Source organism: Cupriavidus sp. CPT47-8839-RL05A (assembly GCF_058792255.1).
In genome coordinates this window covers 1-19,174 of record NZ_JBYTEG010000030.1, presented here as the reverse complement: position 1 = coordinate 19,174, position 19,174 = coordinate 1, and the positions used below count along the sequence as shown (strand labels likewise).

At 55.4% G+C, this 19,174-nt stretch carries 21 protein-coding genes; 14 read left to right on the top strand and 7 right to left on the bottom strand.

From position 1 onward, the window contains the following. Positions 1–59 precede the first annotated feature (59 nt). The 5 genes from AC3WVS_RS28420 (at position 60) to AC3WVS_RS28400 (ending at position 3,239) form a co-directional block, all read left to right on the top strand. On the top strand, positions 60–332 hold the full coding sequence (locus AC3WVS_RS28420) for a hypothetical protein (protein WP_318234582.1): 273 nt from the start codon (positions 60–62) through the stop codon (positions 330–332). Further along, complete coding sequence (locus AC3WVS_RS28415) at positions 329–697, top strand: helix-turn-helix domain-containing protein (protein WP_492321307.1); 369 nt, start codon at positions 329–331, stop codon at positions 695–697. Before AC3WVS_RS28420 ends, AC3WVS_RS28415 begins: the two co-directional genes overlap by 4 nt. Then, on the top strand, positions 694–1,755 hold the full coding sequence (locus AC3WVS_RS28410) for an ImmA/IrrE family metallo-endopeptidase (protein WP_492321306.1): 1,062 nt from the start codon (positions 694–696) through the stop codon (positions 1,753–1,755). Before AC3WVS_RS28415 ends, AC3WVS_RS28410 begins: the two co-directional genes overlap by 4 nt. After that, entirely contained in the window at positions 1,752–2,387 is a 636-nt protein-coding gene (locus AC3WVS_RS28405) for a C1 family peptidase (protein ID WP_492321305.1), read from the top strand. The genes AC3WVS_RS28410 and AC3WVS_RS28405 overlap by 4 nt, the downstream gene beginning before the upstream one ends. Positions 2,388–2,486: 99 nt before the next feature. Further along, positions 2,487–3,239 (top strand): hypothetical protein, encoded by a 753-nt coding sequence (locus AC3WVS_RS28400; RefSeq protein WP_492321304.1) that lies wholly within the window; start codon positions 2,487–2,489, stop codon positions 3,237–3,239. Here the strand turns inward: AC3WVS_RS28400 and AC3WVS_RS28395 are convergent. Genes AC3WVS_RS28395 through AC3WVS_RS28385 form a run of 3 tightly spaced genes read right to left on the bottom strand, consistent with a single transcriptional unit; the run spans position 3,231 to position 5,510 of the window. After that, complete coding sequence (locus AC3WVS_RS28395) at positions 3,231–3,902, bottom strand: uracil-DNA glycosylase (RefSeq protein WP_492321303.1); 672 nt, start codon at positions 3,900–3,902, stop codon at positions 3,231–3,233. The two genes, AC3WVS_RS28400 and AC3WVS_RS28395, sit on opposite strands and share 9 nt — an antisense overlap. Positions 3,903–3,911: 9 nt before the next feature. After that, positions 3,912–5,192 carry a nucleoside triphosphate pyrophosphohydrolase family protein gene (locus tag AC3WVS_RS28390; protein WP_492321302.1) on the bottom strand — a complete coding sequence of 427 codons (1,281 nt, stop codon included), beginning with the start codon at positions 5,190–5,192 and terminating at the stop codon, positions 3,912–3,914. Positions 5,193–5,222: 30 nt separating this feature from the next. Beyond that, the gene (locus tag AC3WVS_RS28385) at positions 5,223–5,510 is read right to left on the bottom strand and encodes a DUF4031 domain-containing protein (protein ID WP_492321301.1); all 288 of its coding nucleotides are present in this window, start codon (positions 5,508–5,510) and stop codon (positions 5,223–5,225) included. 407 nt (positions 5,511–5,917) lie between these two features. Here AC3WVS_RS28385 and AC3WVS_RS28380 point away from each other — a divergent pair, with 407 nt between their 5' ends. The 8 genes from AC3WVS_RS28380 to AC3WVS_RS28345 all read left to right on the top strand — a co-directional run bounded on the left by AC3WVS_RS28380 (position 5,918) and on the right by AC3WVS_RS28345 (position 11,790). Beyond that, positions 5,918–6,487, top strand: a complete 570-nt coding sequence (locus AC3WVS_RS28380; protein ID WP_492321300.1) for a hypothetical protein — start codon at positions 5,918–5,920, stop codon at positions 6,485–6,487. Positions 6,488–6,499: 12 nt separating this feature from the next. Next, on the top strand, positions 6,500–7,081 hold the full coding sequence (locus AC3WVS_RS28375; RefSeq protein WP_492321299.1) for a hypothetical protein: 582 nt from the start codon (positions 6,500–6,502) through the stop codon (positions 7,079–7,081). A 57-nt stretch (positions 7,082–7,138) separates the two neighbouring features. Next, positions 7,139–7,564 carry an NUDIX domain-containing protein gene (locus AC3WVS_RS28370; protein ID WP_492321298.1) on the top strand — a complete coding sequence of 142 codons (426 nt, stop codon included), beginning with the start codon at positions 7,139–7,141 and terminating at the stop codon, positions 7,562–7,564. A 423-nt stretch (positions 7,565–7,987) separates the two neighbouring features. Further along, positions 7,988–8,224 carry a hypothetical protein gene (locus tag AC3WVS_RS28365; RefSeq protein ID WP_492321297.1) on the top strand — a complete coding sequence of 79 codons (237 nt, stop codon included), beginning with the start codon at positions 7,988–7,990 and terminating at the stop codon, positions 8,222–8,224. 8 nt (positions 8,225–8,232) lie between these two features. Next, complete coding sequence (locus AC3WVS_RS28360; protein WP_492321296.1) at positions 8,233–8,457, top strand: hypothetical protein; 225 nt, start codon at positions 8,233–8,235, stop codon at positions 8,455–8,457. Positions 8,458–8,474: 17 nt separating this feature from the next. Beyond that, entirely contained in the window at positions 8,475–8,780 is a 306-nt protein-coding gene (locus AC3WVS_RS28355; RefSeq protein ID WP_492321352.1) for a M48 metallopeptidase family protein, read from the top strand. 99 nt (positions 8,781–8,879) lie between these two features. After that, positions 8,880–10,436, top strand: a complete 1,557-nt coding sequence (locus AC3WVS_RS28350; RefSeq protein ID WP_492321295.1) for a hypothetical protein — start codon at positions 8,880–8,882, stop codon at positions 10,434–10,436. A 151-nt stretch (positions 10,437–10,587) separates the two neighbouring features. Continuing rightward, positions 10,588–11,790 (top strand): hypothetical protein, encoded by a 1,203-nt coding sequence (locus AC3WVS_RS28345; protein ID WP_492321294.1) that lies wholly within the window; start codon positions 10,588–10,590, stop codon positions 11,788–11,790. 523 nt (positions 11,791–12,313) lie between these two features. Here the strand turns inward: AC3WVS_RS28345 and AC3WVS_RS28340 are convergent. Then, a complete protein-coding gene (locus tag AC3WVS_RS28340; protein WP_492321293.1) occupies positions 12,314–13,393 on the bottom strand; it encodes an HNH endonuclease in 1,080 nt (359 codons plus the stop codon). 721 nt (positions 13,394–14,114) lie between these two features. Here AC3WVS_RS28340 and AC3WVS_RS28335 point away from each other — a divergent pair. Continuing rightward, positions 14,115–14,444, top strand: a complete 330-nt coding sequence (locus AC3WVS_RS28335) for a DUF1484 family protein (protein ID WP_492321292.1) — start codon at positions 14,115–14,117, stop codon at positions 14,442–14,444. 206 nt (positions 14,445–14,650) lie between these two features. Here AC3WVS_RS28335 and AC3WVS_RS28330 read toward each other — a convergent pair whose 3' ends face one another. The 3 genes from AC3WVS_RS28330 to AC3WVS_RS28320 are packed head-to-tail and all read right to left on the bottom strand — an operon-like array spanning position 14,651 to position 18,235. Beyond that, positions 14,651–15,301 (bottom strand): hypothetical protein, encoded by a 651-nt coding sequence (locus AC3WVS_RS28330; protein ID WP_492321291.1) that lies wholly within the window; start codon positions 15,299–15,301, stop codon positions 14,651–14,653. Further along, positions 15,291–16,640, bottom strand: coding sequence for an McrC family protein (locus tag AC3WVS_RS28325; RefSeq protein WP_492321290.1), 1,350 nt, complete (start codon positions 16,638–16,640; stop codon positions 15,291–15,293). Before AC3WVS_RS28325 ends, AC3WVS_RS28330 begins: the two co-directional genes overlap by 11 nt. Next, positions 16,640–18,235: an McrB family protein gene (locus AC3WVS_RS28320; RefSeq protein WP_492321289.1), complete on the bottom strand. Its 1,596-nt coding sequence runs from the start codon at positions 18,233–18,235 to the stop codon at positions 16,640–16,642. Before AC3WVS_RS28320 ends, AC3WVS_RS28325 begins: the two co-directional genes overlap by 1 nt. Between the last annotated feature and the right edge of the window lie 939 nt (positions 18,236–19,174).

Sequence of the window (19,174 nt, the reverse complement as noted above, 5' to 3'; positions counted from 1 at the left end):
AAATCGAACCTTGTTTGTACGATTTTCGTACATCGACTTCTGCACTCCGGAGAGCATCCATGGCAAACCTCGAAGCGCAAATCAAATCGGCGTTGGAAATTTTCTGGGATGACCACGCGTTGATACCTGCGGGGGGGGGTCCGAGCACCGTTGATGAACTGCTGGAACCAATCGAATCCATGACTGCGGTCGAAGTACTGCTCACCCTCGACAAAATTGTGCAGACGAAATTGCCCAACACCGTCATTCAGGCCGGCGGCTACAAGACGAAGGACGAGTTCGTGAATCTTCTGTCGGCCAAGGTCCTTGAGCATTTGGCGACGAAGAAATGAGCCAAGAGAAGGCTGACTCGGCCGACGAACAGCGTCTGCTTTTGGCTCAGAGGCTGAGAGAGGCGCGTGAGTACGTTGGTCTTTCGCAGGAAGACGTCGCGGCAACGCTTGGAATCTCCAGGCCGGCCGTAACCAACATCGAGGCCGGCATTCGAAAGGTCGAAGCTGTAGAACTCGACAAGCTGAGCCAGTTGTACGGGCAAACAGTGGCATACCTGCTCACGGGAGAGTCGTCGAAGACCGATGCGAAGGTTGCGTTTCTGGCTCGCGCGACTCATGGGTTAAGTGAGCAGGACCTTGAAGAATTGGGCCGCTTTGCTGACTTCCTGCGCAGCTCCGGCAAATCCAAACGTCGAGGTCCATGATGGCTCGTGACGAATTGCTGGGGGCCGCACGCCGCGCCGCGGAAGTCTTGGAGGAGTTCTCAGCCAAGGACCGCATCAATCAAGGCTACACCCGCGTCGACCCAACGCTGCTCGCTAGCGCGGCCGAAGTAACGGTCATGTATCGGCCGCTAAAGAAGCTGCTCGGCGGCTTCCTTCGGGAAGACGGTGAAGCCGGAATTCTCGTCAACGTGGACCGTCCGCGGGGCTTGGTGCATATGACATGTGCCCATGAATTAGGGCACTACTTCCTCGGTCATGACAGCACTACCGACGACACGGTAGAAATCGGGATGAGCGCGCACCTCATCGAGCGCCAGGCGAACCAGTTTGCCTACTCGTTGCTGGCACCGCGATGGCTCGTCATCGCCATCATGCGGATGAAGGGGTGGTCGAAGAATCATCTCGAGAAGCCGTATGTCGTGTACCAGTTGTCTCTCCGCTTGGGGACGAGCTACGAAGCGATGGCTTGGTCGCTTGCTCGCATGGAGGTGATTTCGCAAGCCTCCGTGCAACGCCTGCTTGCGAATAAGCCTAAGGCCCTGAAGCTGGACGCGCTGAACATTCAAGACACATCCGTGAAGCTGACGGGAGATGTCTGGATTCTCGACAAGTCCGACAAGGACCGCATTATCGAACCGGCCTCCACCGACCGCTTCGTGTTGGACCTTCCAAATCACGCTGGTACAGGCCATTTGTGGACAGTGGACGAGTTGCGGTGTGAAGGGTTTACGCTCGAACCTTTCGTCCACGACGCAAGGACGGTATCCAAGCGCAGCGATGCTCCTATCGTGGTGGGTGGTCTGGGCAGCGGAACAATGCGTTACGAACTGGCCCCAACCAATGGAATCGTTGGGGCTGAAAGCGCCGCTCTTAAACGTGCCGACATCGCTGTTCATGAGACAGCCCCCTGGGTCAAGGGCGGAGACAGCCACGACACGCTGTCTTTTAGCGCGGAGTTTGATGACCTGAACCCGAACGGCGGTCTATCGCGGGCTGAACGCCAACGTAGGTTGGAGAACGTGCGAGGTCAGGAATGATTGAAGTTGACGTGAATCATTCTGACCGACTTGGCCCCTCCCGCAATCAGGGCAGACGTCCGACGTGCCTAGCGTTCACAACGTCAGACCTGAATGCCTTCGCCAATGCGACGCCGCATTTGAGCGTGGAGTTTATGTGTCACCACGCGGCACGCCTTGGCCAGGACTGGCAGCCAGGCGACGGCTTCACCATGGAGCAGATTCTCGCCGCCGTTGAGAGCCCTGGACAGCCGGAAGAAGGCATATACCCCTATTGTGGGGATACGCACGATGCCCCCCTGATGGCGCCTCCGGCCGACCTGAGGCCGCTGTACGTGAGCCAGACGAAAAAGCGCGATTTGTCGCTGCCGGAAGTTGTGGCTCATATCCGACAGGGGCACGCCGTAGGTGTGATTGTAGCGGTTACAAAGTCGCTGTTTTATCCTGCTGACGGTATTGTTGAATTTGACCCTTATGTCATACCCGACCAATTCCATGCGATGGTCGCCGTAGGCGTAGGGACGCATCGCACATCGGGCGAGGCGCACGTCCTGCTTCGGAATTCGTGGGGCGAAGGATGGGGAAATCAGGGGCATGCTTGGGTGCCGGAACGACACCTGCTGCTGCATATGCAAGAGGGTTTCTTGGTGTAAAAATAAAACATGGCCGTTCTTTTCGACACGCATTCACGAGTAGTACCGACTTGGCTTGCTGCTGCCAAATATCTTGAGCAAGCCCCGAAACGGAAGGCGATGAACATCGTCCTGGAAATCGAAGACCCGCTGACGATTGCCACAGACGACGTGCTCGTGATGCAGCGAGTCGATGCTGCGCTCGCTCCTCGGGACCTGACACTCCGCACGGTGGCGGGGACTATCTTCCCGCTGGACTTGTATCGCCGTCACGAGCGTCCCGCCTTTTATGACAAATACAAGGCCATGCTTAAGCGCGGGAAGAAGCAAGGGACGTGGGGCACGTATGCGCTCCGTATGATTGAGCGCGCCACCAAGGATGGAACCGACACCTTCAATCCTCTGGAACTGCTTGTCCAACGCCTGAGTGACAAAGGTCAGCCGGCGAAGAAAGACGGCTCCATCGCTTCCTATACGTCGTCGTATGAACTGGGCGTCGCCGACCCGGGTGTGGATTTGGCATCGGGTCAGGAGGACAACGACAATTTTGAGGGAGACGTCCCGACCTACAACGCCGCAATTGATGGGCGCGAATGGCTCGGCATGCCATGTCTCTCCCACTTGAGCTTTAAACGCGTTAAGGAAGCGCAGGGCTACGCCGTACATCTCACCGCAATGTACCGGTCGCACCACTACTGTGCCCGTGCACTTGGCAATCTATTGGGGTTGGCGCAGCTTCAATCTTTCGTGGCCAAGGAAGCGGGGCTCAAGATGGGGACGCTCACCTGCATTTCCTCGCACGCCGTGTTGGACGTTAAGGAATGGGGGGGTGTCGCCAAAGCGAAGACTGTCTTGGGGCTTGCCTCAAAATAATGCGGCTTGCTGGGTACCGGCGACGGGCGCCAAGCTGTCGCCATAGATTTCCTGCATACCCCTGCGGAAGTCGGCCACACCGCCGTAGCTCGGATGACGAACGCACTCGACGCTGATACCAAAGGACCGCGCGTAGCTAGCTGCGTCTTGGCCTATGCAGATAATTCGGCGGATGCCCAGCCAAGCGAAGAGCGCGTGATTCAGCTCGGAAACAGCAGCCAATTCCTTCGCGGAAAATTTCCGGTTTGTCAGAGGGTCATCGGCCTCGTGCGGATGGAAGGGGAACACGTTCCACAAGAGCGGGCGGCGTTCGAGGCGCTCCAAGATTGCCCAAATCTCAGCAGCAGTACGCTCGGCAACCACAGGCCCTTTGGTGGCCTTGGCCGGCGTGGCGCCTGGATACGAGTGTGCAAAAGCATCGAGCCGTCGTTCATCGGTTAGCGCAAGGCCTGTGCGCCGGCCGCCCCGGTACCCAAGGTCGCGGCCCATCCAAATCGTGTCCACTCCCAGCTGTTCAATGGCGCTCAGATAGGTGCGCAGGTTCCTGCGGCGTACCGCTGGGGCGTCCGCAAGGTCGTGAATTTCGCAGCGGTTCCTGTAGGGATTGAATACGCCGTCCAAGTTAATCTCGGACAGCGCGGCAACGAACGAACGGGGGGTCATACTCTTTCTTCAATCATTCGCAGGCGGCAACGCGGCCCCTACGACCATCTTCTTTTTTCTGGGAACGATAGCCAGCGTGGGCTTCTCTTCGTCCTGCATCGGCTCAAACGTGATGGTGTGTTCGGTCATATTTACCGTCACATCGCCACCGCCTGTTTCGCAAAGCTGACGGAACACTTCGAAGCCCTCAAGAATGGCCTTCTCCCACTGCCAGAGAGGACATTCGTACACCTCATATCCCCTCACCATCTCCCGCACTTGCTTCAGCACTCCATACTCCAGCTTGCCAGGAGGGGTATCAGTGAAGTACTTCCGCTGGAACGCATGGTTGAATATCCACGTGGCAATGCCCTCTTCGATAATCATGGCCCGGGCACCGTCCTCGTCCCGGTCGACTTGGGGATTGCTCTTCCGCTTCAGCTTCAGAAGACCACGAATGACAGGCGACCAGCCAAGGTGCGCGATGTACGCCAAATGGAAGACATCATGGAATCGGTAGCCGTCTGGCTCGGTGCGATTGTCGGTGAGGCGGTCGCCGATGTTTACCCCTTTCATCTGTTGAATGACGTAAGGGACACCGTCCGCATCGAAAACTTGGACGAACCGCATTTTAAACTCCCGAGGGAGTTGCTCCAGCGCCGAATACGACTCGTCGAATAACGGATGATGCTTAGTGCCTTCCTTGGGCCACCGAGATTCAAACTTTTCCAAGTTGGCCTGTGCCACTTGAGCAAACTTTAGGTCGAATTGGGCGCAGACAAGAATCATATCTGCAAGCAGTTCCCCAAGCAGGCCAAGCGTGCCGCCGAGGTCCTCGGGGTCGGAGAGTCCCATCAGTTGACCACAATGCTTCCCCAGCCGACAAAGTGTCTCCGTGCGTGTGTCGGGGGAAATTTTGCTCCGACAGTACTCCGTAAGCCCGTCGAATTCCGAAAACGTGAGATTGCCAGCCATGGAACTACGGTTGTCGACTTCTAGGCGGCGTTGTAGCTCTTTCAGTGCAGCAACGCCAACGTCGTTCAGACTCCGATTGCACTCCACGGCAACGGTTGTCAGGTACCAGAGCGCGTCACCGAGCTCTTCGGTGACGTTTGCTTGTTCGGCGGCTCCAAGGTCGCGATTCGACTTCTTTATCGCAGCCAGGGTTCCGCCAATCTCACCGAAGAATCCGTATCGGAGCTGATTGAATGCGCCGGGCTTTCCTTGAAACTGGTTTGAGGCAGACGCGCGTTCTTCGTACTCAGCAAGCGACAGGCGCTGGTTGCCCGAAACTTCATCGGGGAGATACATGACGGGTGACCCTCCTAGCTATTTTTCTACCTAGGACTGTGGCACAGCTATCCGTTCCGCGTAAAGCTCGGCCTTTAGCTGCTTTGCGCACGTGATGATTGTGCTCCGGTCTCCCATCGAGGCACCCAACGTCAGGGCTTTATCTCTGACACTCACTGTCACGTCGTAGTGAGGATAGACCGAGCGCTCCTGAAACCAGGTGCGCCGTAAGCCGAGACGGCGAGCGAACTCGTGCAGTTCGGCCAGAGAGTCTGCAACCAGATGGCACCATTGCTTACCTCGCCATGGGATGCGCTCGTCGTCAACGTAGATAGCCATGCTTGCCAATTTGCAAAAATATTTGCAAAATAATATGCAAGATGCGAAGAAACCGCAAGTCAGTTCAAGAAGCAGAAGAACTCGCAGGAGCGCTACGGCTGCGGCGGAAAGCGCTCGGCTTAACGTTGTCGGAACTATCAGGCTCATTGCAGATTGATGTCGGTCAGCTTTCGAGATTCGAGCACGCGGAGTTCAAATTCGTGTCCAGAAATTTGCAAAAAGTCGCAGATTTTTTGCAAGTGCAGACCCGTGGTGCTGCTGAGGAGGATACGGTTGTTAGACAATTTGTGGACCTGCTAGGCCGGTCTGAGCGGCATAAGGCGGCGGCAATAGCGCTGGTTCGAGCGCTACAAGAGCTTCAGTAGGCAGAGTGGCAAGAGACTGCGGTTACCCGGAAAGGAGGCGCCTTGAGCTTTACAGAAGAGTTCGCAACCATCGACATGATTGCGGAAAGCCAACTGCCGACACGAGCAGTCGACGTTTTCGCGCTGTCCATCATAAAGATGGAGCGTCAGATGCGGAAGCTCTTCACCTACCTCATATTTCAGTCAGATGACTTTGACGACCATCACGTCGCCGGTCTTAGAGGAGTGTTGAGCGACAACAAGCGGGTGTATTTCGACGGCTTTGAACGTGGTATCGACGCACTTTACCCGCTATCCGTGGAGCAAATAGTAGGCGCCGAGTATGGTGGCCTGAGGCGCATAGTTTCAGACGCGCTGGCAGTACGAAACAAAATCTTCCACGGTCAGCTTACCGACCACTGTCTATTGCGAGAAGATTTGGTCGAACTGGCAACAGACGTCCGGCGCTGGTGTGAGCTTCTCGCGGGAAACGCTCAACTGGAGTTGGGGTACGATGGCCTTGGAAGACCTTCGTTTCGTAAGGGCTCCCTACCGCTTTCCGGCCGATACAAGGTGCAAGTGAATTGCTTGGACAGCTATCGCGATTTTCTTGCGCGATACGTGCAACGTTAGCACCATCGCAGCATGCCACCTAAGCGCTCAAACGCATGGGCCGAGATTGCCCTAAATGATTTCGATAGCGCGTTCCATTTGCTTCTGGGTCGCCTCGTACATGCTATCGCACGCCTAGATTTCAATGTCGGCCTCCAACTCGGGTACTGGGCACACAAAGACGACGCCAGCATTTGGAAGCTGCTCAAGCCAGGGACATCAAGGCTGCATGAACGGCTGACAGCGCTTGAAGAGCTGGTGTCCGCCGCCTGGTTCACCTCTCATGATGAGGGGCAAAAGGAATTCCGTCACTGGTTCGCCCGCGCGCACAAGGCTAGAGGGCTTCGCAACGAATACGCTCACGGACGATGGGGCGTGCCGGGAAAGCACTTGTTCACCGAGTCGGGTCGACTGTCCGACGCCACGCCTCTGCTCGTGTTCGTCCCTCTCGATTGGGACATGTCGCCAAATCGCGAGGACAAATCGATTGAGCTGACCCTGGATGAATTTGCTGCTCAGGTTGAAGAGGCGGAGCAGCTATCAGTCCACTTCTTGAATATCGTGACGAAGTATGGGGAGCACCTTTATCCTGGTCGACGATTGAGCGGGGTCTGAGGAACACCCGTTCGCCGAGCGAACCCAGGCTGACCATCGCTGCAAACCTATTGGAAAATGACCGTAGTAAAGCGTTCAGCAGGCCTGGTGGTGATGCGCCAACTCGACGGCCAGTGGTGCTGTCTCGTGCTACGTGCGTATCGGAACTGGGACTTCCCGAAAGGGCTGCCAGAGCCTGGCGAAGAACTGTTGCAGACGGCACTCCGCGAGACCGCGGAGGAAACCGGGCTGTCTGACCTGGAATTGCCTTGGGGCGAGGACTATCACGAGACCGAGCCGTACTCGAAAGGAAAGGTCGCGCGTCTATACCTTGCGCTGTCGAGCCAGGGTGATGTGAGTCTCCCGGTCAGTTCCGAGCTTGGTCGCCCAGAACATCACGAGTTTCGGTGGGTACCGCTTGATAGAGCCCAAGAGCTGTTGCCACCACGGTTCTGGCCGATGCTGCGTTGGGCACTGGATGTCGTGGGTACCGCGAGCGTGTGACTTGGCCGCAGCCCAGTCATCCCAGAAGCCAGATGTCCGTGGAACCTGGCCTTCAGAACGCTGGAGATATTGCAGTCTGGTCAGGTAGAAGAGAGCCCGGCAGCTATATGGCCAGGGTATGTACATTGCTCAATGTACCCCGTCCAGAACGCGGATATTGGGCGAAGTTGGCCGTTGGAAGGGCGTCCCCGAAACCGAGTCTACCCAATGCTCGTCCAGGGGATGAGCTCGTGTGGGCTCGGGGCGACGCTCAGTGGGAAACTAGGCGCCCACTCCCCAAGCCACCTTCGGAGAAGCCTACCCGGCGAGGCACGCGCATCAAACGGACAAACACCGAGCACGCCATAATTACAGGGGCCAAGGCACAGCTCGCGATAGGTGCGCTGGATTCGATATGCCGTCGACGATGCCAGTAGACAGCAGGTGACCGGCAAAGGCAATGAATGCGGCGATGGCTTGTACGTTGGATATTCGGCGCGCCCCAAACTGCCATTCGAAAGTGGGATGTCGGTCAGCAATCATGACGAGGACAATGTCCGACGACTGCTCGCCGGCCGCACGCCGGCGAACTCTGCAACCTTGGAGAAGAGCAACATGGCGCAAGACGACCCATATGAGGACGTGATCGTCGAGAGTTATCTGCACGCGCTTTCGCAGTGAGCTGGGTCTTGCGCGATGATCTGGCCATCAACACTGCCACTATTGACGCGATGGCGCTCGCGAAGGAAGCGGAGGAACTGCTCAGCCGCTTCCCGAATGCAATGGTCAACGCAGATGAACAGCGAAGGCTGCGAGCATCGCTCTATAAGCCATTGCTTGCCTTGCTGCAGGATGAGCACGCCCGCGTTGTTGAATTGATCGTCAAGCTGCTGTTGGCGGAGCCTGACCAGTGAAGTCGTCCCTCTATCCCATGCAGGAATTGCGGCGCCGAACGTTGGCATGGGCGGTCAAGTTACGTGTCAACCCACGCGCCATTCGTGTGCAAGAGATGAGGCGTAAATGGGGGGGCTGCTCATCGGCAGGAACTGTGACTCTGGCTTCGGATCTTGCCAGTCAAGATTCTGCTTTCCAGGACTTTGTCATTGTCCATGAACTTTTGCACCTGCGGGTTCCGACTCACGGCCGCATGTTTAAGGCCCTCATGAGTGCCTACATACCAGGATGGCGAGAGTTGGAAGTGTTTAGGAGTGTAGGCTTGGTTCGGACCCATCGGTAGGCATTGACTTACATATGGTTGGGAAAGATAACCTGCTAACCAATATCACTGGGGCCTTGGCCCTGTTGCTAGTTTTTTCTTGACGGAAGGGGTTGATTGATGAGGGTCGGATTCTTCTTCGGGGCTGGAGCTGAGATCGGTTATGGACTTCCTTCGGGCGGAAAATTTGCCATTGACTTGTTTCGTCAAGATCCTGGCGAATACAAGTCAGCTTTGCGGGAGCAGCTGCGAAGAATAGATGCAATGTCGCCTTACGCGACGAATTGGTTGCCACAAAATTATGCGGAAAGCCGCATTCACGCGTTCGGGCGAAACGAATTTACAAGCCTTATCGAATCCTCCATTGAGTATAGAAGAGGCGAGATAATCAGGCGTCTAAATTCATTTGATGAAGAATGTGATCAAGCCATCGAGCAGCTTGGCATTGACCGTGAGCTCGTGTCGAGAAAATATGCGGAAGCGCTCAATGAAGAATTTGGCAGCAGGCTCTATACACATACCATTCGACTAAACGAGATACTCGCCGACGATGTTCGACTATTTAGTTCAGAGTTCTATTCGGCAATGCTGGACACTATCCGCACTGCTGATAACTCCGATGATTTAAAACGCTACGCAAGCGCCTTTTTGCAGCTGCTAGTGGGCGCGCATGGCCAGACGTTGGTTCAGCGCCTCAATCAAGAGCTATTTGAATCGGCGCCGGATGATATTCCAATTTTTGACGATATATCTGGGATGTTCAGATTGGAGTTCAATAAGGTCGGCACGACTGCGCTGGAGCTTTTGCTGGAGGAGGATCGAGACTTCCCGGCTGGCGAGGAATCATCCATTACCCAACTGTTATCTGCAATCGCCCAGCGTGCACTGGAGAATCTGTTCACCACGGTTTTGGATTATCAGTCTCTGATTGATAGTCATTTTCGATACCTTTATTCCCCGAAGACGGAGTGGGCAAAATTTACGCGGATGGCAATCTTTTTGCGCGCAGCTCGTGACTATATTGCCGCTCAGGTTCCGGATATGGAGCAACTCCCAGGCCAGGGCTACTACCACGATTTGTCCCGCCTCGAAGAGCTGGATCTCGACATATCAGCCATCGGCACCGCAAACTACAATAGCATTCTGGAGTCTGTTTCTGAAAGATTGGAAATCCAGCTTGGGGATGTGCTGCACCTAAATGGAAGTGTGTCGGATTATTATAACCCGTACAAGAACTCTGTTCTGCGATGCGCGAACCCGGAGGATTGCCCGCAAGATCAGATATACGTTCCTTTTATTTTGACGCAAAGCGGCCTCAAACCATTAACTTCCGTCGAGATGTCCCGTCGATATGTCGAGTTGTTTGACAGTTTTGCGACGTCGGATGCGGTGATCGTTGTGGGCTTCGCATTTAACTCTGATGATAGTCATATTAATGGATTATTCCGAGAGCTGATTGAAGAGCAAGGACGTACCCTCTACTGGGTGTGTCGCGCCGTCGATGGATCGGTGCAAGAGCAGCATCGACTACTGCTGCGACGCTTGCGGATCGATTCACGGTTTAGAAATCAAGTGATTCCGATTCCGATTGATACTCAAAATCGTCAAATCGATGGGCAACTGTGGCTTGCTTATATAGCAGAGTCGATCGCGGCAGCAGGCAATCCCGCACGGTAGAGTTGTTTATTCTTGTGATCGCACTACTTGGTCGCCCGTCTTTGGCCGCATCATGGACCTCGTTCAGTATTTGAAGTGCAGCGACGGGCCCGTGACGACAGCGGCGCGTCGCGGGATCCGAACTTCTCAACAAAGCTAGCTCGACGAATCTATGCATATCCCAAGCACTCGCGTCCACGATGAAATGCGCTCCGAAGAAGCATCCGTATGGTTCGTTCCTGCGAATGGAGACGATTTCGCGGTCCTGATAAAAGCGCCTAGTAATAGCATCAAGGCACTTATCGCGGGTTGCGCTTTACAATTGGTTTTTGGAAAAAAGGATACTTATGTATGTGTAGGCGCACGTATCTGCGATATGCCAGATACACCCCTGTTCATTTCGGGTGTGCAGCGCCACGAGGAGGAGCATGAGGCGTTGATGAAAATGTTGTATAAAAAACGCTTCCCGGTTTTTCTGTTTAATGAAATGGATGTGTGCGTGGCCTGGGCCGATGCAAATATCGACGACGAGTCATCTAGGGCAGCCATAGCCTTACTAGGCAATATACCCGGGCTATATGTGGGTCCATTCTGTGACTTCGCCTCGCATGCGCTCGACTGCTTCGGCATTTCGGCTGACAGTTCCCGAATCACGGAGAACTCAGAACAGATTGAAATAGTGCAAAGCCAGTTAGCACTCGGTCCCTGGACCGCCAACGAAGTCTCGTTTGTAAGCATTCGCGAATCACAAACAGTGGTCATCAATGACAGCAACGAAGGAGAAATGCTGGAGCGCGCAGTTTGGGCGGCGATGGAATCCGTTTTTCCTTTGACTCTTTACAAAAATCCGGAGGTTCAGATTGGAGAAAGGAGGCGTGAGCTAACAGACGTATTTTCGCATTACTTACATGGGGCTTTTCTGTTCGAGACAAAAGATTTGTCAGTCCTGCAAGCGGGGTATCAGAAGAATCAAGAGCGAAAGACAAAAGGGACGCAGAAGCAGATTAGTAAAGCCATTACTCAGCTTGTCGGTGCGGCCAAGGCATTTAAGCAGGGAGCACCAATATTTGATCAAGCCGGAAAGGAGATTGCCGTCGATAGGGCCTTTCCACCGCACTGCATAGTTTTGGTCACTGAGCTGATGCACTGGGGCGATTGGCTAGATATTGGGCAGCAGATGCGCGGAGCCACTGCGATGACGGAGTCTTTTTTTCATTTAATGGATTTTCGGGAATTCATTACTTTGCTAAAATGCAGTTTAGGCAAAGCAGAATTGCTGGATTATAATCTCCTGAAGCGGGCGGAGATTTTCGCTCGGACTGGTAATGTGATTATTAGGAGCAGGCCCGCCTCGGATTCGGAGTCGATCACCTAAGAAATGTCGGTGGAACGTTACTAGGAAATCTGAGCCGATGCCACGCAGCTTGGTAATCGGGCGTCCTCATGCGCTCAACTAGCGTTCACTGGAGGTTGACTGGATTACTGGGCATCTGTGGGGACTACGTGCATGGAAGAGTATTCCAATACTAGCCGGTGCAGGCCCGACCCTACAGAGAGGTCGCCACTACGCGCGCGTGGGACGGCCCCCCAGAATTGCGATAAGTTTCAACGAGAACTTCCAAACGCTACCTCCCTTCTAGCTGCATTAGGCCTCGCGACTATGGCTATGGCGCCTAGCGAGCCTTGCCCGGCATCACCGGGCGTTCGCGGCGGCCCGCGACTCACCGCCGCCATCGTTGGGAAGCGTAGGTCCGCACGTACAGCCCCATCCATTTCAGCGCCTCATAGACAGGGGCTTCAGGATGGGCTTGGCGCCTTCACGCCTTCACGTGTTCAAGCCATCAGGCACACAGCTACGGCATGGCAATGTAGCGAGACCCGTAGCTTTTTGGGCGCTGTCATGCTGGAGGTTCCTTGGCAGCGATAGAGGAAATCAGCGCAAGATTCTTCTCATCTCCGCCGACCCCGTGATGAATATGGCGATGGCAGGCAGGACATATGGCTGCAACATAGCGCGGATGATCAAGTCCTCCATCTGACACACGTGTGGTGTGATGTGGTTCGAGATACGCTGAGCCGTCCTTTCGCTTAAACGGTGCTGGCTGTTGGCATGACTCGCAAATGCCTTCAGCTCGCAGCAAAACGTAGTCCCGTACTCGCTTGCTGCGCCGATAGAGCTTTCGTAGCGCCGCTTTGCCCATTTCGTCGCCGAATTCGTGAATGGCCTCAATGGCGCGCTTGCGAGCCTCTTCCAAGTTGGAAGGCGCAGGCTCATCCGTAGCCTCATCTTCGGGCAGCGTAATGTTCTCCTCGTCCACCAGCGCGACTGGAATGAGTTGAAATACGATAATGTTTCTCTGCGCCCCTTCCCTGTCAGGGCCATGACGAATCCTGTGGCCGCAACAGACATGCTCGCCCAGATACTCCTGTCCCTTGCCTTTCCCCAGTGATTTGAAGAGGTGCAGCGCCTGCCCGTTGGCGGCGTGCTCTCGGATGGCAAGGTTGCCACGTTTGAATTCCATATCGCCGACTTGCCCCTCCCCTGTGTACGAGAACATGCCGAGCTCGTCGCGGCCGTCAAAGTAGCCATACTGCTCGCCGCTTTCGCCGGTGAACATGAAGATGGCTGGTACTTTGCTGGATGGCGCTATGCCGCTCTGGCGGCTGCCGCCAAAGCGATCGTGTATCTCCGTTTGCCGATGGTAGACGCGTCCCAGTGCGAACTTTGGCGGTTCGAACCCCGCGAACGAGGGGCTCCCGTTAGGGAGCCGGACAATGCTGAAGCCCAGGTTCTCAAGATAAGCGTTTGTTTGCTCGCCGCCGCTAAAACGTGAAACGGGCACACCTGTCGCCATCGATAGGACCTGCGTAGGCGGATACAGCTTTCCTTGATCGGAGATCGCGTAAAGCTGCGACTTCTTGGCTTCCCAATCTTCCCATTTCTGGGTACCACGCAGCACCCGATCGAACTCGTCCAATGCCGACCTGATGGTCGCTTGCGTGACATGTGGAATGCGCAATTTTTCCCCCGCGACTGCGACGTCTACCGATGACTGCAATCAGAAATTTCTGATATTTTTGGTCATTATGTAGCGCGCGACGTCTGCAAGCAATGGCTTGGAGGGCTTCTCGAATTAGAGGGGTCGGGGGCATGTCTGCCGGGCGACTGAACGGCCCAGGGGTTCTTCAATGCTTGGCTGGTAGTGGAGTTCGTGGTCGATCTTCTATGCCGCAGATTAGGAAAATGCTGGTGCGGACACCATTCCGCTTACCCCGTACGGGTGACGCCGGTGAGTCGTGACATCAAATCCAACCTATTCCATTCTCCACATAAGGAATCCGGCAGTGGGGTTCGTTCTGGCAAAGCCTGCGCAGGCATGTACTTGGGCTTTGCCAATTGCGGCCGAGAGGGATCTTTGAGAATTGCCGCATTGGTCCGGAAGCTCTGTCGGTGGAGACTGGTCGCGTCACCAACACAATGGTCGACCAGGTTTGACAGCCTGAATCCATGCAAGCCGGACGAGCCACGAGGCGGTATCCTCTCGTCTTTCGCCTATGCACACCCTTACGGGCGGGCAGTGGCGGGGGAGCCCCCGGGCTCGCCGGCCCTTGCATCCGGTCTGTCAACCCTGCTTCGCGCTCGCCCACCCGATTGACAGCGGACGGCGGGCCTCTATCACCGATGCAAGGAGGTTCGCAATGCAACCCACCACCCCGGCTCCCCAAGAGCCCACCCTCGCCCAAAGACAAGCCCAACTAGCCGAAAACCTGGCCAAAGCCGACCGCGCTCAGTTCCGCCGCCAAGCCAAAGCCGCCCCGCCCCCACCCAGCAAAGCCGTCACCCTCGAGGACCACATCCTCGAAGTCACTGACGACATCCTGCGCGTCAGCGCCGGCCTTCAGTCCGCCCTGACCTTGCTGGACCTGCAGAGCGACAGCATCCCCGAATGCATCGGCCTCCACGCCCTGCTTTTGCCGCTCAGGCAACAGCTCATCGAAAGCGCCGACCGCCTGCAGGCGCTGGTCTGACGAGGTAAAGCCTGCTTACCCGCAGCGGATGGGCGGCTCTGAAGAGCAAACGGCGCGAGCCAATTGGTCTCGCGCCGTCCTGGTACTTGCGCTACAAGCCGGAGCCTCAAGGCTCTCCCAGCCACCGCGCTTGCTGCGAAGTACACACGCAACGACGCATAGACCGAAGATGCAAAGGCGCCAACGCCCCGAGCAACGGCGTTGATTTACTGCCCCGAGAAGCGGGATCGATCCTTGTGGGACCACTGGGGGTCGACTGCGATAATCTGTGTATGTCGGTGTTGGCTTTCAACCAGGCGCTCTGCGCGATGAATTCTGGCAGCTTCCCGTAGAGCTATCAGCCCAATTGGGAACAGCGTGATGGCAAAAATGAAAAACAATGCGAAAATGTTGGCTATATTATCTGAGATATATTTCGAAAAAATCAGCGGCGCCATGGTGCCAAAAGAGAATGCTGCGTAGATAGTTGTATACGACCATTTCCTGAGATTTCTTGATTTCTCTGCCTTATATTTTTTGTCGAAATCAATTTGCAAGTTGCCGCGATTCGGAAGATGCTTTAAATAGGATCGACCCATTACATAGTTCCTGAGCGCCTTTTCTGGCTCTCTTAAAGAAAGTAAATAGGCTACCTCTTCCCCTTTAAGGCTGGCATCGCCGGATATGGCTTGATAGCCTTTCTCTCTCGCGAAAGGATGGATATTCTCTTCCTCTATTGATGAAAGGAATTCCTTTGCGAATCTATATTCGTCGCGCGCGCGACTCCGGCGAACTCCTCTTATCTCGAGAAAGATCTTGGCGAGCGTAAATATCCCGATTAGAACGGATGCCACCTTTGCTGCGATTTCAAGATTCATTGCACGCTTCGTCATAGTTGAACCATTTCTCGAACTTAGGGTGCTGTGGTACGCAAAGTCTCCGCTGCTTAAGGCAGAAGGGAAGTACCCAAAGTTTTAGTCCAGTGGCTAACGGGAATTCGAATGCAGGAAGCGGCACGCTAAACTCGTCGGTTTTTGGATACACGAGTGCAATGTCTCCATTTCCACCGAGGTAATTATGGCCGTATGCGAAAAGCTGGTAGATATCCGCTTGCGATAATTTGTACTTGTCTACGCTATTGCCTTTCATGCCGTCAAGTAATTTCCACTTTGTGTCGAGCAGCAGAACATTACGTTCGCCTTCCTTCAAGAGTAGATCTGGCTTCATTCGGAACCAGTGTTCGTCTTTGTGTTGTACCAGGTAACGGCTCTGAACCTGACTCTTAAGTGCTAGTGAAGGAGAGATGGCGGATGCGAGATGCTGGGCGACGAATGACTCAAATAAGGCAGGCATGGGAAACAGCAGGGATGCACTCTCATGCTCGCCTCGTCCCGTCACAGGGGAGCGTTCTTCTAAGATTAGCCGTGCCCATGCCAGTGCCGCAGCGTAGTGGTCCATGCTGCGATCGAGTCGAACATGCTGGAAGTCGCTTTTGGGATCACGCGACGGTAGAAGATCATTGAAAGCAAAGATAAGCTCCCGTGCGGCGCGTTCAGTCTGCGCAGATCGACACCACTTCAATGCAACATCGAGCGCGGAGCGAAGTAGGCGGTTTTCGGCGCGATCCGCCGAAAACACGTCATGCTCGGCGTAGAACCTATCCTTTCGGCAGGCATTATGCTGGATTTGGGAGGCTATCAGAAGCTTGCCTCTCAGGGCTGATAGATTATCTTGCTGGTGGCGGTACTGAGAGGCAATGCCACGTTTTACCACCTTATTTACCGCCTGCAGGAACTCCATTAGAAAGACTTCGAGCAATGGCATCCGCGCCGCCGCAATTGAAGCGTTGGCAACGAGCAAATGCCGGAGTCCTCCAAGGGACGACAGCATCTCGATGAGCAGTTTGCGTGACTCCGTGATGGATTCAGCACCGCGCTTGCTTATTTTGGGTAATATCTCGATACAGAAATTCCCTGGCCCGCGAAGGACGCCTACATGACCAGTAAACTGCACCGCACGGCGCCCCTGCCGCAATACCGGCCTCGCCCAACCATGACTCCCCTCGTCGCTGGAGCGAAGGCACTGCCGTTCCAGCCACTCGTAAACGGGTATTGGAACCGAATGCAGCCGGTCATCGAAGGTGATGCCGGGGCTATCCGAAACGACGGCATCAAATTCGCGAACTGAGATGCCACAGACAGGATCTTGAGCAATCATCAGGACTGCGCGTTCGCGTAGATACCGATATAGGCGTCCGGATTAGCGAACGCCTTCTCGTTAAGACTGTAGCGGGCCCTCCCTAAATCCGTGTCTAGTCCGTGATTCGCGCCAAACAACCGCCGGAAGTCCCCGGCAGGATTGCTGCTTTCCGAAATGAACTGCGCCGCCGGTGGTTTCTGATTGTCGGCCAATACAAGGCGGATCTTGTTCCAATCTTCAAAGAAATACTCCTCCAAGAGAGGAAGGATTCGGTTGCGGAAGATGTTCGTCAACTCCTTGAAGGGATCGTCCTTTTCTTTGATCGCTGACTTTAAAGATTCGAAATAGGCGTGACCGATGCCATGGTCACGGTCATACAACGCTTCAATGCGCTCATTGATGGTCGCGAGCATTCGGGGAATGTGGATGACTCTGTCGCCCGTCTCCACTCGCAATTGTCCCAAAGGGCTCCCGTCCGTATCTCGAGTGTCCGGCATGACTGCAACGAATTCGAATCGACGGCGAAGTGCCGTGTCCAGCAAGGCTAGGGACCGGTCGGCCGTGTTCATGGATCCGATGACATCTACGTTGGGCGGCACGGAAAACTGCTCGCCGGAGTATGGAAGTGTCACGGTGACAGCACCCGGCGAACCTTCCCGCTTGTCAGGTTCAATCAGAGTGATGAGCTCTCCGAAGATCTTGCTGATGTTTCCGCGGTTGATCTCGTCAATTACCATGGCAAAGCGCTGGTTCGGCGAGACACGAGCACGCTGACAGAGCTTCTTGAAGGCTCCGTCACGAATTTCGTAACGTACATCACCGCCTCGCGCTTCTGTATCCAGGACAGGTCGAAGTCCTTCCACGAAATCCTCGTAACCGTAAGACTGATGAAATGTCACGAAGCTGAAGCGCTCCGCATGGGCTGGCTTCCGTTCCGATGAGGACTTGGCATCCCCGTCCCTGAAATTCTTGACGAGCTCAATCAGCTCCTCGCAGTGGTCATGCCAATCGCCTGCCAGCCGCCATTCGGAATCAGGGGATTTGTCGAAAACGGCGGGCGCCATTCGACGGTCTTCCTTGACGTTGATGGAGTCGGCCACCGCGTGGGGATTCAGTGCGCTCCAGATTCTGGGATGGATGTTGGCTTGGCTTCCGCTCGCAGCAATCATCGCCTTCACAAACGTGTGCTTCGCGATATCTCCCACGCGAGCGGGCCGATTCATCTCGATCAGGGCTGCCGCTATTACTTCCCACCAGCTGCGAGACACTAGTTGTTCGAGCACCACTTGACGCTGCATAGCAGGGTCTTCGCCCTGGGGGATGTCTTGGATGTACTCCCGTCCTAGATGCTGGTTAATTGTGTACGTCTTCCCGGTGCCAGGAGGGCCGTAGTAAATGATATTGTTGGCGCGGCCGATGGCTACTTCGCTCGCGTCGTCTACCGCACCGGCCGAGTCCTCTTCCTCGGCATCCTCGTCACCTCGATCCACACCGAGCTGATCGGGCCAAAGCGCGTCACGCCCCGTACGCGATCCAAAAAACTGGTCGATGGCTTCGCGCTCGCTTAGCAGAGTGCTCTCGACTTGGGCCACGAGCTCTTCGGTGATCTGCATCGACTTACGTAGAGCGAACTGGCCAACAGGTCGTCGCCAGCGCAGGCTTCGTTCTCGCACGCCACGTATGACGCCCAGTACGGCCACAGCACGGTCGGAGCCGGGTTCTTTCCGCCCAAAGCGAACTGCAGCGCGGCCTTTGCTCATATGCCACCAGTCCAAGCCCGCATCGTGGGCGGCACGCGCCAACCTGCAGAAGAACTCGGTTTCCTGAGGCGACCACTGCAGGCGGAAGCTCTTAAAGGTCGGATTAACATCGAAGTGGCAAAGAACCGCTTCGTCGCTAAGCTAGTCTTCAATGGTTGACAACTTGGTAGTCAGTACGTCCTGCACAGTCAGTCTCGAATGAATGTATGACAATAGGAGAATGCGCTCGTTTGGCGCCACATACGCTATTTAACCGAATCTACGGCTGATTTTGGCCGTGATCGCATACTCCCATAGAGGGGCATCCATGGTTCCTCCTGGGCGCCGAAGCGTCCAACGTAACGCTTTCCCGAGCCCCCAAGAGCCCACCATCGCCCAAAAGCAGGCCCAACTAGCCGAAAACCTGGCCAAGGCCGACCGCGCCCAGTTCCGCCACCGCGCCAAGCCAGCGCACCCCCACCCAGTAAAGCCGTCACCCTCGAAGACCAAATCCTCGAAGCCAGTGACGATCTCCTCCGCGTCAGCGCCGGCCTCCAGTCCGTGCTGACCTTGCTGGACCTGCTGGCCGGCGATATCCCGATAGCATTGGCCTCCACGCCCTGCGTTCGCCGCTCAAGCAGCAGATCGACCAAAACGTCGACCGCCTGCGCGCGCTTGTCTGACGAGGGGCAGCCCCGCGCAATGCGGGACTGAAAGCAAAACGGCGCGAGCCAACTTGAACTGCACCCCAAAAGTTGGACGTTGATCCAATCTTTGGGGTGTTTTTCATGACGAAGTACGACGAGGCATTCA